The sequence below is a fragment of the Paenibacillus dendritiformis genome, from assembly GCF_015845845.1.
Classification (GTDB): Bacteria; Bacillota; Bacilli; order Paenibacillales; family Paenibacillaceae; genus Paenibacillus_B; species Paenibacillus_B dendritiformis_C.
Map to the genome: position 1 here is coordinate 22,426 of NZ_LDIG01000088.1, position 14,400 is coordinate 36,825.

At 57.5% G+C, this 14,400-nt stretch carries 10 protein-coding genes; 2 read left to right on the top strand and 8 right to left on the bottom strand.

The window, feature by feature from the left end; translation table 11 throughout:
* Window positions 1–117: 117 nt before the first annotated feature.
* From ABD76_RS06520 to ABD76_RS06555, 8 genes are all read right to left on the bottom strand, one after another.
* Window positions 118–1,392, bottom strand: coding sequence for an ABC transporter substrate-binding protein (locus ABD76_RS06520; protein ID WP_197255311.1), 1,275 nt, complete (start codon window positions 1,390–1,392; stop codon window positions 118–120).
* 172 nt (window positions 1,393–1,564) lie between these two features.
* Window positions 1,565–2,527 (bottom strand): LacI family DNA-binding transcriptional regulator, encoded by a 963-nt coding sequence (locus ABD76_RS06525; protein WP_197255313.1) that lies wholly within the window; start codon window positions 2,525–2,527, stop codon window positions 1,565–1,567.
* A gap of 266 nt (window positions 2,528–2,793) precedes the next feature.
* On the bottom strand, window positions 2,794–4,650 hold the full coding sequence (locus tag ABD76_RS06530) for a hypothetical protein (RefSeq protein WP_197255315.1): 1,857 nt from the start codon (window positions 4,648–4,650) through the stop codon (window positions 2,794–2,796).
* Window positions 4,647–5,945: an efflux RND transporter periplasmic adaptor subunit gene (locus ABD76_RS06535; RefSeq protein ID WP_197255317.1), complete on the bottom strand. Its 1,299-nt coding sequence runs from the start codon at window positions 5,943–5,945 to the stop codon at window positions 4,647–4,649. The genes ABD76_RS06530 and ABD76_RS06535 overlap by 4 nt, the downstream gene beginning before the upstream one ends.
* Before the next feature lie 3 nt (window positions 5,946–5,948).
* A complete protein-coding gene (locus tag ABD76_RS06540) occupies window positions 5,949–9,041 on the bottom strand; it encodes an efflux RND transporter permease subunit (RefSeq protein WP_197255319.1) in 3,093 nt (1,030 codons plus the stop codon).
* A 143-nt stretch (window positions 9,042–9,184) separates the two neighbouring features.
* The gene (locus ABD76_RS06545; protein WP_242069415.1) at window positions 9,185–10,546 is read right to left on the bottom strand and encodes a sensor histidine kinase; all 1,362 of its coding nucleotides are present in this window, start codon (window positions 10,544–10,546) and stop codon (window positions 9,185–9,187) included.
* Entirely contained in the window at window positions 10,543–11,226 is a 684-nt protein-coding gene (locus ABD76_RS06550; protein WP_197255321.1) for a response regulator transcription factor, read from the bottom strand. The genes ABD76_RS06545 and ABD76_RS06550 overlap by 4 nt, the downstream gene beginning before the upstream one ends.
* Before the next feature lie 240 nt (window positions 11,227–11,466).
* On the bottom strand, window positions 11,467–11,856 hold the full coding sequence (locus tag ABD76_RS06555) for an OsmC family protein (protein ID WP_197255323.1): 390 nt from the start codon (window positions 11,854–11,856) through the stop codon (window positions 11,467–11,469).
* A 333-nt stretch (window positions 11,857–12,189) separates the two neighbouring features.
* Between ABD76_RS06555 and ABD76_RS06560 the strand changes: the two genes are divergently transcribed.
* Together ABD76_RS06560 and ABD76_RS06565 are read left to right on the top strand one after the other, a co-directional pair.
* On the top strand, window positions 12,190–13,077 hold the full coding sequence (locus tag ABD76_RS06560; RefSeq protein WP_197255325.1) for an NlpC/P60 family protein: 888 nt from the start codon (window positions 12,190–12,192) through the stop codon (window positions 13,075–13,077).
* 430 nt (window positions 13,078–13,507) lie between these two features.
* Window positions 13,508–14,371 (top strand): sugar phosphate isomerase/epimerase family protein, encoded by an 864-nt coding sequence (locus ABD76_RS06565; protein WP_197255327.1) that lies wholly within the window; start codon window positions 13,508–13,510, stop codon window positions 14,369–14,371.
* Window positions 14,372–14,400: the final 29 nt, after the last annotated feature.

Sequence of the window (14,400 nt, forward strand, 5' to 3'; positions counted from 1 at the left end):
GCCAGCCGTCCTATCACGCTGGAACATGATGACGAGAGTCCGAATAACAAAAAGCCTAACACGGTCATGTATGTAAACCCATGGGTTAGGCTTTTTGTCTTCAAGCTGTGTATCCGGTTATTTGGCCGCCTTGGCCCAGACCTCATCCAGCTTCTGGAGGAACTGCTCTCCTGTCATCTCCTTGCTCAAGAAGAATTCCTGGGCTACCGGCGTAAGGTCATTGGTAATGATGCCGGCCGGGAAGTAGGTGTGCGCCGTCATTAACGTCTCCCCGCTCTGAGTGGCTTCATATACCGCTTGAGACAATGGGTCCATGCTGCCTGCTTCGATATTCGTCATGGCCGGAATGAATTGGAAATCCTCCACAATCGTTTTCTTGCCGGTCTCGCTATTGAAGAGCCAATCCAGGAAAGCGTTTGCGGCTTTGATTTCATCGGCATCCGCCGTCCCGTTAATGGCCCAGTAGCTTGCCACGCCTACCGTCAGCTTCTTGTTGCCGTTGATCGGAAGCGGCATCATTCCGATGTTGGAGCCGAAGTCGCCGAAGTCCTTCAGCATCGAGAAGCTCCAGTTGCCTTGATGCACCATCGCTGTCTTGCCGGTCGCAAAGTCACCCATTTGCGTATCGTACTTGATTTCCATCGGATTTTTCGCGTAGGCCTTGATGGCATCCATGAACTTCGCGAACTCCTGGAACTCCTTCGTGTCGGCCATCTTCACTTCGCCTTTGTTCAGCTTATTAATGTAGTCGACCGGATCGGCCTGCAAGGCGAACGGCGTATTAATGATATGGCCGATCAGGAAGTACGCCTCTTGAGAAAGCGCAAGACCGTTGATGTTCTCGTTCTTGAACTTTTCCAGCGTCTTGGTGAAGGAATCCAGGTCCGTCACGTCGGAAGGATTGACGAGATCCTTGTTATACACCAGGCCGTAGCCTTCGACGCCATACGGAATGCCCGTCACCTTGCCGTCGGTCTCTAACGCCATGTTCGGCGCTACATTCTTGGCATATCCTTCATTGCTCATATCATAGAAGTACGACTTGAACTTCTCTGCTTCCGTGCCCGGCCCGATGCTGAAGATGGACGGCCCTTGATTGCTGGTCAACTTCGCCTGCAGCTGCGTGATATAGTTATCGCCGGCAGCGCCCCATACTTCCGCCTCATTGCCGGTTTCCTCTGTATATTTCTGAGCCAATTTCTCTAATTGCTCCGCGATCTCAACCTTGGATTGGAAAATGGTAATCTTCTTCAGCTTCTCCTGCCCCGAAGAATCCGTGGAAGGATTTGCATTTTTGCTGTCCGATCCGCCGCCGCAACCTACAAGCGCCGTTATCACGGCCAGCACGGTCAGCAAGCTAAGCGTGCGCGTAATGTATTTTCTCTTACTCATTTTTTACGCCTCCCCGATCAAGATGAATACTTCGTAGTTAAGCGCTTTCAAACCCATCTTAACGGATATTTTGTGTGAATGCAATAAAAAATAAGTGAAATAATCCGATGTTTTTATTCGTTATTAGATAAACTTTAACTCTTGACCAAGTAAAATAATGATATATTTTTACCTATTTCGTTGTTTTTCTCCATTGAATCGTTGCATTGAGCTTCACGGGCTCACGATTCGCCTGGCCGCGTATCATCGCAAGCAGCTCCTTTGCCGCCAAGTAACCGCATTCATACCGCGGAATCGCGATTGTCGTCAGCCCCGCCATCATCGCTGCGTCGGTGTTGTCGAAGCCTGTCACCGCAATGTCTTCGGGAACCTTGATTTTATTTTCCTCGAAGGCCTTGAACGCGCCGAGCGCCATATGGTCATTCGCGCAGACGAGCACTTCCGGCAGTTCATTGCTGAGAATAATAAGCTTCGCCGCCTGGTACCCGCTCGTCTCGCTGTAATCGCCATGGAAATAATGACGCGAATCGAAGGTCAGGCCATTGTGATGAAGCGTATCCTTGAAGGCCGCAAAGCGTTCCTTGTGGTCCAGCGTGAAGTCGACCCCGCCGATATAGCCGAACCGCCTGTAGCCCTTGTCCACAAGCCCCTGAACCATCTCGCACATGACGGGATAATTATCGACGACGACGCTTTTCGTATTCGCGTAATCGTGGGTGATCATCCGATCCATCAACACGACCGGGAAATGGGGCTTCGCATATTCGATCAGGACGTCGTCGCTCATATGGCGATCAAGGCAAATGATCCCGCAGGCGAAGTTATTGCGCATAAATTTTTGACTGGACTTATTTGTGCAAATAACCAAATCATAGCCATTCTCCGTCAGACAATGGTTAATTCCTTTAATAATCTGCAAGTAATATTCCCGATCAAAATCACTGAAAATGAACATTACGGTGCTGCTGCTCACCGCCTTGTTCGAAGAGCTTGAATAATAGCCCTTCTCCATGCATATTTTCAGCACTCGCTCCCGGGTCGCTTGTCCTACATTTTTACGGCCATTCAATACGTTGGACACGGTTGCGACCGAGACATCCGCAAGCTCCGCAATTTCCTTCAATCTGCTCTTCAAGCCGCTTTCCCTCCTACAGCACTTGTTTTATCCAAAAACCCGATTTTTTTCCGGCTCCCTCCTCCTCCTGACTGCATGATTAACATTTATGGATTGCATTATTAACTATTTTACTAAACCATTTTACTAGAATACACTCTTTTTTTCATGCCGCTGCCATGGATAAAGATGATCGCCCCGTTCTCCTCATTCAAAAAGGCTGCAAAACCTTCTCAGGTTCTGCAGCCTTGGCCATGCTTTTGCATTTGTTTGAGTGGTTCTCGCCGCTAACTCCGGATGACCCGGCCCAGGAACCGCTTGACCGGACCGTACGGGGTATCCAGCGACTCGTAGAAATTGACCATCACCGGATATTTGACGCTCGCCAAATCGATATTCTCGAAGTAGATATGCTGCACTCCGTCCGTCAGCCGCGGCTCTTCGACCAGCGAGAACTGCTTTGTTCCCAGCACGCGGCCGCCGTGATCCGTCAGCTCCAGCCGGATGCGGGACAGATTCGCATCGGCCATCACCTGCCGCGCCCGATCGATATTGAGCCTGAGCTCCAGGTCGTAGGAGGAGGAGTCCGATTGCGTCATCGGATTCATGTCCCGGATCCACTTGCCATCCCAATTGTCGATCTTGATGCGGAACGGATACATGTCGTAGATGAGATCGGAGGTGTTGTCCAGCGTCGTCGAGAAGCGGAACGTGTCCATGACGACAGGGTACCCCTTCTCTTCCCGGTTGTCGACGAGATGCAGGAGCAGATCCTTGCCCGTCTCGCCTTCCGGAAGAATAAACAGATGCGACTCGACGACGGAGGCGTTCGGGATGAGCGCCTTCGGTTCGGCCGCCGGCGTGCCGATTCGCTCCCCGCCATACCGCGTCCCGTCCGCGCCCTCAAGCTCCGCATGGAACGGCGGCGGGATGATGGACGAGCCGCTCTTGTTCTCCAGCTTGAACCGGAGGAGCAGCGCAGTGAAGCCGGCCTCCTTGTTCGCCAGCATCGTGTCTTCCTCGATGGACATACTCAGCCCCTTCGGGAACAGATCCGAACCGGAAGAGAACTTCATCGGCGTTCGGAGCTTATAATCGATCGGCGGGACGGAGGCCTCCGCCTGCCTTGGCACGGCAATCTGAATGCGCCCGACCTGATAGGTTACCGCCTGAGCCGGATCAGACGCGTCGGGCGGCAGGAACGTCTCCGGCGTCAGCACCCGCAGCATGGTAATCTCCCGGTTCGCTCCCGTCTCGACGGCATAGCGGAGCTGAACCGCTTCGCCCGGCTTGAGGACGGGCGGAGCCGGCTGGCCGAGCCGCTTCCCGTCATAGATGGCGGTATCCGACCATGCGGTCAAGGTGAACTCGGGGAGCTTCTCGCTAATATTATTCCGGTTCTCTACCCGCAAGGTCACGATATGGACCGTATCCAGCTTCTCTCGCGCCCGTTCCGTCGTCTGTTCCGGCTTGCCCGAGCTCTTCACGATGCTTATCGGGGTGAAGATGAGCATCGAGGCGCCGGCAGGACCATTCAATTGAAACGGCTGCCCCCAAGGCTTCACCTTCTCCGGATCGGTAATCGGGCTGTAGTCGTTCTCCCATACGTCCCGGATGGGCATTCCGCCGAGATTGGTCGCCTTCGCCGGATACACCTCCCGATCCGTCTTCTTCCAGATGAACCGCACCGGAGCGGATTCCTCCGCCAGCGTCCGGCTCATCCAGCGCCACTCCACGGTCTGGCCCGGCATGAGGAAGCGCGGGCTTCCGGCGCTCGGCTCCATGGCGGCTTCCGCCCCGGACGCCATCCGGACGGCCAGCTCATAGTCCGGGATACGGACCCGCTTCCCGGAACTATTCTTCAGCTGGAACACGGCGGCCACCTGGCGCCCGTTGTCCTGCTGCCCGTAGATGACCCGCTCCACCGCGATCTCGATACCGTGGGCGGACTTCATGAAGGCGGCCGCATCCGTCTGGATCGAAGCCCGCGAGGGCGCTGCCTTGCCGCTCTTCTGCTCCTTCGCTTCCGCCGTGCCGGACAGTCCCGGCACCGGAACCGCCCCGGTTATCGCCATGGCCAGCAGACTGACCGCCCATGCCACGGCCGTGATTCGCTTCAAGCTCCGCTTCGTCTTCGGCTTCATTGGTTATCCCCCTTCTCTGGCTGCTGCGGCTTGGCGGATGGCGGCTCCACCGATACCGGCTCATTCTCCTTCAGCCGATGCTGTCCCGTCACGATGACGGTATCTCCTTCCTTCAGTCCATCCGGCACGGCATAGAGCGTGCCCTGCAGCGGGCCGAGCTCGACTTCCTGCCGCACCGCCTTGCCGTCCTTATAGACAAAGACGAACGTCTTGCTCTCCTCACGGAGGATCGCGCTGGCCGGAACGGCCGGCACGAGCCGCTCCGCTTCCGTCTCCAGCCGAATGCGCACCTTCATGCCGGGCTTAAGTTCCCCTTTGCCGTTCGCGGCCCGCAGCTCGACATCATAGGTTCGGGTGCGCGTATCCATGACCTCGGACAGATAGGCGAGCGAGCCCTTATAGGTCTGGCCGGGGCGATCGGATACATAAAAGGCAAGCGAGCTCTTCCCTTCCACCAGGGGCAGCAGGTCTTCCGGAAGCTTGGCCCGGACAAGGACCGGATCAAGCTGCACGATCCTGCCGATCGTCCCCCCTTGGTTCAGCATCATGCCAGGCTGCGGAGTCCATTCGGTCAGGATGCCGTCTGACGGCGCGGCGATCCGGGCCTCCTCGATAGCCATCCCCGCCTCCAGAAGCTCCAGCTTCGCCGTATCGAGCTGTTGGCGGGCGGTGGCCTTCGAATCGCTATTGTCCGCCGCCTCCAGCTTCATCTTCCACACGCCGAGATCAATCTCCGAATTTTTCAGCTGCAGCTCGGCCTGATCGACGGCGGCCTTCTCTACCGTGCCTTCGTCATATCCGTTTTTGAGGCGGTTCAGTTCCTTCGTCTGCTGCTCCATCTCCCGCTCCAGCTTCTCAATGCTCTGCTTCACCTCTTCTTTGCCTATCCGCTCCTTCTCCTCCGTCTGCTCCAAAAGATTCTCGGCGCTGCGGATAGCAAGCTCCGCCCGCTTCTTTTTCATATGGGCGGCGGTGTCATCCAGCCGGGCGATAACCTCTCCGCGCTTCACGCGATCGCCTCGCTTCTTCAGGACGGCGGTCACCTCGCCGCTCCCCTTCGCCATGACGTCCATGGAGACGGAAGGCGCGATCTCGGCAATCAGCTCGGCCGGCATGCCGATCTTCTCGCGCTTCACGACGGCTGTCTTCACGAGCGGAGCCGCTTGCTTCGCATCCGCAGGCGCCGCCCCATTCTCCGGCTGGCCGGCGCAGGCCGCCAGCAGCACGGCGCAGGCGGCGATGCCGGCCATCATGCCGAGCCCGCGCTTGCGCCGGCTCTTCTTGCTCTGTCTCATTCGTTACATCCCCTTTCCTTCCGCTTGCTCCGGCGCGGCGGCCGGCAAGACATGAACTTGACTGCGCTTCCCACGTCCGATCAGGTCATACATAACAGGCACGACCAAGAGAGTCAGCAGCGTGGATACGGTCAGTCCGCCGATGACGACGACGGCCAGCCCTCTCGATATCAGCGTGCCATGCCCGAATCCAAAAGCGAGCGGCAGCAGCGCCACGATGGTAGCTCCGGCCGTCATGATGATCGGCCGCAGGCGCGACACCCCGGCCTCCACCAGCGCTTCCCGCACCGCAAAGCCCGCCTTGCGCAGCTGCTGCGCCTTATCGATAAAGACAATGGCATTGGTGACGACAATGCCGATCAGCATCATGAACCCGATTAGCGAGGTAATGTTCAGCGATTCGTTCGTCACGAACAGGCCGAACACGCCGCCGATCGCGGCGAACGGGAGCGAGAACAGAATCGAGAACGGCGCGCTGGCATTGCCGAAGGTCAAGACCATAATGAGGTAGACGACGCCGATGGCAGCGCCCATTGCGACGAACAACTGGCCGAAGCTGTCCCCGATGTTCTCGCTGATGCCGCCCACGGAACGGCTCACGCCTTCCGGGAGCTCGATCTGATCCAGTTCAGCGGCGATATCGGCGCTGATGCCCCCCTTGTTTTTGCCGATAATTTTGGCCGTCACCGTGACGACCTGCTCTTCATTTACCCGCTTGATCGAGGCGGGAGCCAGCTCCCGGGTCACATCCGCAACGTCGGCGACGCGAACCATGCCGCCGTTCCCCGTCTCCATCAGGATATTGCCGACCCCCTCCAGATCCTGCCTTCCGTTCTCTCCCGTCTGGATGGTCAGCGCGCGCAGGCCTTCATCGAACCGGTATTCGCCCAGCTTCTGCTCGAACAGCCAGGTGCGAAGCGAATGCTGGACGGCAGCCGGGGATACCCCCGCCTGAAGCGCCTTGTGCGGGTCCAGCCGAATCGTCACCTCGGAGGAAGCTTCGCTCAACGAGTCCTTGACCTCCGTCAGCTCCGGGTAGCCCAGCGCGGCTTCCTTGATGACGGCCGCGGCCTGGCGCAGCTTTCCGCTGTCCTCTCCCTTCAGCACGTAGGAGAAATCCTCGCCTCCTCCCGAATCGCCCGACAAGGTGCGCGTATCAATCTCGCTTCCGGCCGGGACAAGGGACAGGAGCGATTCCTTATACTCCCGCTTCACCTGCTCGACGTCGGCATCTTCATTCACCTCGGTATAGATCTGGGCCATATACGGAATCGCGTTCGGATCGCCCCCGTAGCCGACCAAGGCCTCGACGAAGGTGAACAGTGGACGTCCCGCCTTGTCCGACGCCGACCGCAGCTTCGCCTCCATATCCTTGACGACGGCATCCGTCGTCTTGAGCGCCGTCTCGTAAGGCAGCTTCACCGTAAAATAAAACTGGCGCGGCGGATTCCCTTCCGGCATGAAGGTGAAGGACAACTGCGGCACGAGCGCAACCATCGTGACGACAAAGAGCAGCGCCGATGCCCCCAAGGTCTTCCAACGATGGCGCAGCGACCATTCCAGGATGCGCCGGTACCCCTCCGTGAAGGCGGACGGCCCCGGCTCCACATGAGCCTTGGCGTTGGCGCTGCGGAGCACGAGCAATTTGGCCAGCATCGGAATGACGGTCAGCGCGACGGCGAGCGAGGCCAGGATGGCGCAGGACAGCGTCACCGCGAACGGGCGGAACAATTGCCCGGCAGGCCCGCTGATCAGACCGATGGGCGCAAACACCCCTACCGTCGTCAGCGTGGACGACGTAATGGCATTCGCCACTTCCTTCGTCGCGAGCAGGATGACCGACTCCTCCTTGCGGGCCGCCTGCTCCAGCTTGCTGTAAATATTTTCGATAACGACGATGCTGTCGTCGACGACGCGGCCGATAGCGATGAACATGCCGCCCAGCGTCATGATGTTCAAGGAAATATCGAGCCACTTCATCATCAGCAGCGCGATCAGGACGGACAGCGGAATCGACACGAGCACAATCAGCGTCATCCGCATGTTGCGCAGAAACACCAGAATCATGAGCGAAGCCAGCACGGCGCCGACCATTCCTTCGCGCAGCAGTCCGCCAATCGACTGCTTCACTTCATCCGCGTAATTGTACACCTGCTTGAACGTAATCCCCTTCAATTCGGAGGTCCACCGCTCCATCAAGTCATCGGCCTGGTCCGTGAATTGAACGGCGTTCGCGCTCCCGGTCTTATACAGCAGGACCCCGATAGCAGGCCGATCGTCCATGCGGGCCGCGAACGCCGATTCGCGTATCTCCGCCACGCTTCCGAGACTGCCCACCGTTAGCTGGCTTCCGTCCGGTGCCGCCAGCGGGATCGCCTCCAGCTGCGAGATGCTGCGCAGGCCGTTGTCCATCCGGGCGAGCAGCGTGTTGCCGTCCAGCTCCACAGTCCCCGCCGGGCCGGCAGCCATCGCGCTCTGGACCGCCTCGGACACTTGCGCCGGCGTGAGCCCGTTCACTCGCAGCAGCTCCGGGGACAGCCGGATCGCCACCTCCGTCTTGCGCTCGCCGATGACATCCATATGATCGAGCCCCGGCATCGCCTGGAATCCGGGCCGGATCACTTGCTCGAAATGATGCTCCAGCTCCGTCTGCTCCATTCCTTCCCCCGCCTGAATGGCGAGATAGTATGTAGGGATGGACGAGACGCCGAATGTCGATACTTTGGGGCGTCCCGCTTCCGACGGCAGCTCCGTCTCCTGGAACAGGCTCTCCATGTCCGCCTTTTTCCGATCCGGGTCCGCACCTTCCTCGAATGTCACGATAATGGTCGCCATCTGATCGCTCGAAGTGGACTCGATCGTCTTCACATTCTCCATCGCGCTAATTTTCTTCTCCAGCGGCTTGGTGACGTCTTCCATGACATCCTGCGGCGAACCCGGATAGGGAACGGTGACCATGACGATAGGCAATGAAATATCAGGCATGTTGTCCACCTTGAGGCTGGTCGCGGCATAGATCCCGCCCCCGAACAGCATGCAGCACAGGATGATGACGGCCGCCACCTGTTTCATCGAAAATTGAACAAGCGAATTCATCGTTGTCTATCTCTCCCCTCCTTTTTCTCTGCGCTACCGCAACGAACGAATCCAAGATAGCAGCGAAATATGAACGGAGTATGAACTGATGAAAATAAAAAAAGCCGCCTGCACCTGGAAGGTGCAAGTGGCTTGACGTGTATTTACGGATGGCGCCGGATCGGAAGCGTCACGCTCACGGTCGTCCCCTGGCCGGGCTCGCTGTCGATTCGGATCGTCCCGTGATGCAGAGTGACGACCTTTTTCACGATGGCCAGGCCGAGGCCGCTGCCGCCCGCATTGCGCCTGCGAGCCTTGTCCGCCTTGTAAAAGCGCTCGAACACGCGCGCCCGGTCCTCCTCCGCGATGCCGATGCCGTTGTCGGCAATGATGACGAGCGCTTTGCCGTCCTGACGCGCAAGGCTGACGGTAATCCTGCCGTTCTCCGGCGTGAACTTGATCGCATTGCCGAGGAGATTCGTCCAGACGAGGCTCAGGAGATCCTCATCGGCTTCGATCGTGACGTCTTCGAGCCGCTCCTCCAGGCGCAGCGTCTTGTCGGCCCTTTGCGGCTCGGCGGCGACGATGACTTGGCGAAGCTGCTCGTCGAGCCGGTAGATGCGCGGCGCGAACGGATGATGCTCCGAATCGAGCGAGGCGAGCTGCAGCAGATTGTCGCTGAGGCGCGACAAGCGTTCGCATTCCGTCATCATAATTTCCAGGTAGCGCTCCTGATCCGTCTCGGGGATGACGCGGTTGCGAAGCGCCTTGGAGAAGCCGTAAATCGAAGTAAGCGGCGACTGAATCTCATGCGACACGCTGGAGACGAAATCCTGCCGCATCTGTTCCATCTGGCCGAGCTCCTGCGCCATATGGTTGAAGCTGGCGGCGAGGACGCCGATCTCGTCCTTCCGCCGGAAGCTCAGCTTCGTGCTGAAATCCCCCTTCGCCATGCGCTTCGTCGCCTCGGTCATCTTCTTGATCGGCCGCACGACATAGCGGGCGGCGACGAGAAAGCAGAGGCTCCCGGCCGCCAGCACCACGGCAAGCGTGAACAGAATCAGCCGGTTGATAAGTTTATTGTCGCCATACTTCATTCGCAAGAAGAGAGCATGCGGCTCTCCCTCCTTCAGAAAGGAGATGCCGATGATGGGCTCGGAGCTCTCCGGCTCCGTGCTGTGATACGGCCTCCCGGACAGCACATCCTTCACCACCTGTGCCGCAATCGACTCCGGCGGACGTCCGGCGAGGGTATGCCGCACGATCGCGTTGCTCTTGCTGTCGAAGACATGAACCTGTATCCATTCGAATGATTTCAAGGAATCCAGATAATCGCGGAACTCCGCTTCGGGCACCTGCTGATACAGCCGGACCATATCATTGCCGAGCTGGGTCAGGTCCTGATAGACAATCTCTCTCATCTCTCTCTCGAAAAAAAAGCCGGAAGCGGCAAATGCGACGATAATGCCTGCGATTACGGCGAATAAAAAGGTGAGCACAACCCGGACGTACAGCGTCCTCATCATGAGCAGACCTCCAGCCGGTACCCGAGACTGCGGGCAGTCTCGATGCGGAACTCGTGCGCGTGGCCGGCGAAGCGCTCGCGCAGACGCTTGATATGGACATCGACGGTCCGTTCCTCCCCCTCATAATCGATGCCCCAAATGTCGCGGATCAACTGTTCCCGGGTCAAAATCTGCCCCGGATGGCTCGCGAGCTTGAACAGCAGCTCGAACTCCTTGAGCGGCAGCGTCGTCCCCGTGGACGGGTCATCCGCATAGACCTTGTAGCTGTTCCGGTCCAGCTTCAAGCTGCCGAGGCGGATAATCTGCTCGTACACGATCTTGTAGCGACGCAGCAGCGCCTTTACCCGCATCACCAGTTCCATCGGATCGAACGGCTTTGTTATATAATCGTCCGTGCCGAGACGGAAGCCCTTTACCTTTTGGCCGGACTCTCCCTTGGCCGTGACCATGAACAGCGGAAGATCAGGGTACTGCGACCGCAGCTCGCTGCAGAGCTGCCAGCCGTCCATTACGGGCATCATAATATCGAGGATAACCAGATCGGCCGGATCCGTCTCCATCAGCCGGAGCGCCTGCTCCCCGTCCTCCGCCTCCAGCACCCGGAAGCCTTCATTGCGCAAAAACAAACCTATCATCTCGCGGATATGCTCGTCATCATCTGCGACCAATATCGTTCTCATCGTCTGTTCGACACTCCATTCCCCTCGTTCTCCCTTAATTTCTTTTTCTAATGGATGACCCGATGCCTCTCATGACACCGCATTTATTGTAATATACCTCACCCCCATATTCCATGATTTCCCTTACGGTTGCGAGCCATCTTTCTCTTCATCGGATATATCTTCCCTGTCCTGAATAAGACGATCGCGAACAGGCCGCTTCCGCTATCGAAAGCAGCCTGCCGATGCCAACCGTACGGTTCAATCCTGCACCAGACGGTCCGCAAAATAAATTTCCAGATTCGGATGGACGGCCCGAAGCAGCCTGCACCGCGGCCGAACCGCGCCGAACATCTCTCCCCGCTGCGGGGCGGTCAAGCCTTCTGCGCTCACATACAGCTTGATATCCATGATGGCGCCTTCGCCGTTCCGCTCATCCTGCGCTTCAATCTGCAGGGCGGACAACGCCCATCCCCGTTCCTCCGCGTAGCGCTCCATCTCCGCTCCAACGTCGGATGCAAGCGCCATCAACCATAGTTCCCCAGGCCTAACGCCCCGCTCTTGCTCGCCCTCCTGCACAATCGCAATGTTTTGGGAACGAACGTTCCCAACCTGGCGATGCGGCTCCATTCGTTTGACTATAACTTGCAAATGTCATGCCTCCTTTTCAAAAAAGCCTTGCTTGACGCCAAGACTTGTCCTGCCGAGCCTCCGCAGAGAAAACTCATTAAACCTCCAGGAAATTGATTCCTTTTCTTCGACGTCCCTTTCATTTCCATAGCAGCTTCCGATAATACTGCATTAAGCCTTGTTTCGCTCCAAAATGGCTCTGCAAAGCGAAAAAAAGCGCCTCTCCGAAAAGGTTACAGTTTTGTAATTATGATTCCCGCAGACTATTGTAATCATTTTGTAACCTATGTTAGGCTAGTTTTGTCGATTTTTTAGTAACCCATTTACAGTTTTAACAATGAAGGAGGAGATGCCGTGAAGACCGCCATCCGATCTGCCCTTGTGGCTGGCGCCGTATTCGGATGCATGCTGTTGGCAGACAGCGCATGGACTCATGCGACTGCCCAAGCCGCCGCAGCTACGAAGCAGATTACATTCCAAGTTAACGGTGAAAATTTGCAATTTACAAATAATATTATTCCCATTATAGATGAAGCGCAGAACATGCATGTTCCTCTGCGCACGGTAGCCGAGCAATTGGGCTATGAACTGAACTGGCAAGCCGATGACAAAGGCGCGCAGACGATTGAAATGTCAAATGGCACGAACACGATCCGGATGAAGTCCAACAGCTCCAAAGCCGAGGTGAACGGCAATACGGTGAGCATGGGCAGTGCCCCGATGTCCTATAACGACAGTACATACGTGCCTTTTCGCTTTCTGCTGGATCAGCTTGAATTGAGCTTTACATGGGACGCGGAACAGATGAAGGACATCCCTCGCATCAATCGGAGCCGGGGAGAGGTACAAACCGCTTCGGCCCGAGCGTCCGAGAACAAGGCCGCCGCGATCCTGAACACGGCCCGCAGCTACCTGGGCGTTCCTTATGTATGGGGCGGAACGACGCCGAGCGGCTTCGACTGCTCCGGCTATGTGGGCTACGTCTTCCGCAAGCATGGTATCGAGCTGCCGCGCACGTCCCGCGCCATGTACAGCGCTTTGGGCTCGAAAGTGAGCAGCCCGCAGCCTGGCGATCTCGTCTTTTTCGCGGGCGACGGCAAGACGATTTCTCATGTCGGCATTTACATCGGTGACAACAAATATATCAACGCTTCTTCCGGTTCCGCCGGCCGCGTTACGATATCCAGCTTGTCCTCCGCTTGGTCCAGCCGCACCTACGTCGGCGCCAAGCGGGTGCTCTAAATCGATAACCAGCTTTACCCCTTATTCCCTTCCCCTGAAACACCTGCCTGCGATGATCCATCCAGGCGGGTGTTTCTTTGCTGTTTTCTCCTTGGTCGAATCCGCGTAATTGCAACCTGTACGGCGAAGAACTCAATCTGCCGATAACGCCCGTTTTGATGTGATTCACATCATTGACAACTCCAACCTGAATTGAAGTAAACCTTCAGAATCGGGCGTTAGCGCGAGCAGGATGCGCAATCTGTTCTGAAAACGGTATCAATATGACGGTATAGCCGAATTGTTCCCTTTTTCATAATCTGCTACGCTCGGATTGGAAAATAAAGCGCTTATAACTTGTTCACTAACATTCCGTTTTCAACGCCGGGAAGGTTGCTGGAACGCGAAGCGAACGCTTCCGATTTTACCCCCCATTTCAAGGAGGAAAGCCATGAAACTATCCATTGGAGGCTTCTCATTCAACACGATGCGCGTGGAAGGCAAAATGGATATCTTCAGTTATATCCGCACGGTGCATGAACGCTTTGGGCTTCATGCCGTTGACTTCTGGAACGCTTTCTTTGCCGATACATCCCGTCCGGTCTGGAAGGTGGCGGATGACGATCATCTGCGCCGCATTCGTCAGGCGCTGGACGAACGGGAGATGACGCTGGTCAACATCGCCGTCGATACGGCTCACCTCTGGGATCCGGACCCGGAAATTCGCGAGGCGCTGCATCAGAATGCGCTCGCCCATCTTCGCGCGGCCGAGATTCTGGGCGCGAAGTCCGTCCGGATCGATGCGGTGCTGCATGGCGGCGATCAGATAAGCGACGAGGCCCTGGAATATATCGCCGGCCGCTACCGTTCCTACGCGGACCGGGCCGCAGACGGCGGCTATTGGGTCGGCCCGGAGAATCATACCGGCTTCGCCCTGCGTCCGGAAGCGCTCGCGCGCATCTCCGAAGCCGTCGATCATCCCCAGTACGGCATCCTGCTTCATCTGGGACGCTGGCAGGCGAAGAATAAGCCGATCGTGAACGCCAAGCTGATGACGGATGAGAATGAATCCTTCATCTGGGAGGGCGATATCGAGGTTGCCCGCTGGGTGCGCCATACGCATGTCGACTGGCGGACGCTTCAGGCCCCGAATGCCGCGATGCGGCTGTCGAACCTGGTTCAGGCCGGGTACGACGGGTACTGGGCCGTCGAGTACAATGCGCCGGCCAATCAGCTCGCGGCCATCGAAGAGGCGCTGGCGCGGCTTCGCGCGCTCCTCCAGGAGACCGGGCCGGACAGCCAGCCGGAAGCATAACGCCGGGGAGAGCACGGAAGCTCCGCGCC

What these genes read in the sequence shown, in the direction of transcription:
- ABD76_RS06540 (WP_197255319.1), bottom strand. Translation starts at nt 9,041, where the DNA reads ATGAATTCGCTTGTTCAATTTTCGATGAAACAGGTGGCGGCCGTCATC.
- ABD76_RS06535 (WP_197255317.1), bottom strand. Translation starts at nt 5,945, where the DNA reads ATGAGACAGAGCAAGAAGAGCCGGCGCAAGCGCGGGCTCGGCATGATG.
- ABD76_RS06545 (WP_242069415.1), bottom strand. Translation starts at nt 10,546, where the DNA reads ATGATGAGGACGCTGTACGTCCGGGTTGTGCTCACCTTTTTATTCGCC.
- ABD76_RS06565 (WP_197255327.1), top strand. Translation starts at nt 13,508, where the DNA reads ATGAAACTATCCATTGGAGGCTTCTCATTCAACACGATGCGCGTGGAA.
- ABD76_RS06520 (WP_197255311.1), bottom strand. Translation starts at nt 1,392, where the DNA reads ATGAGTAAGAGAAAATACATTACGCGCACGCTTAGCTTGCTGACCGTG.
- ABD76_RS06550 (WP_197255321.1), bottom strand. Translation starts at nt 11,226, where the DNA reads ATGAGAACGATATTGGTCGCAGATGATGACGAGCATATCCGCGAGATG.
- ABD76_RS06530 (WP_197255315.1), bottom strand. Translation starts at nt 4,650, where the DNA reads ATGAAGCCGAAGACGAAGCGGAGCTTGAAGCGAATCACGGCCGTGGCA.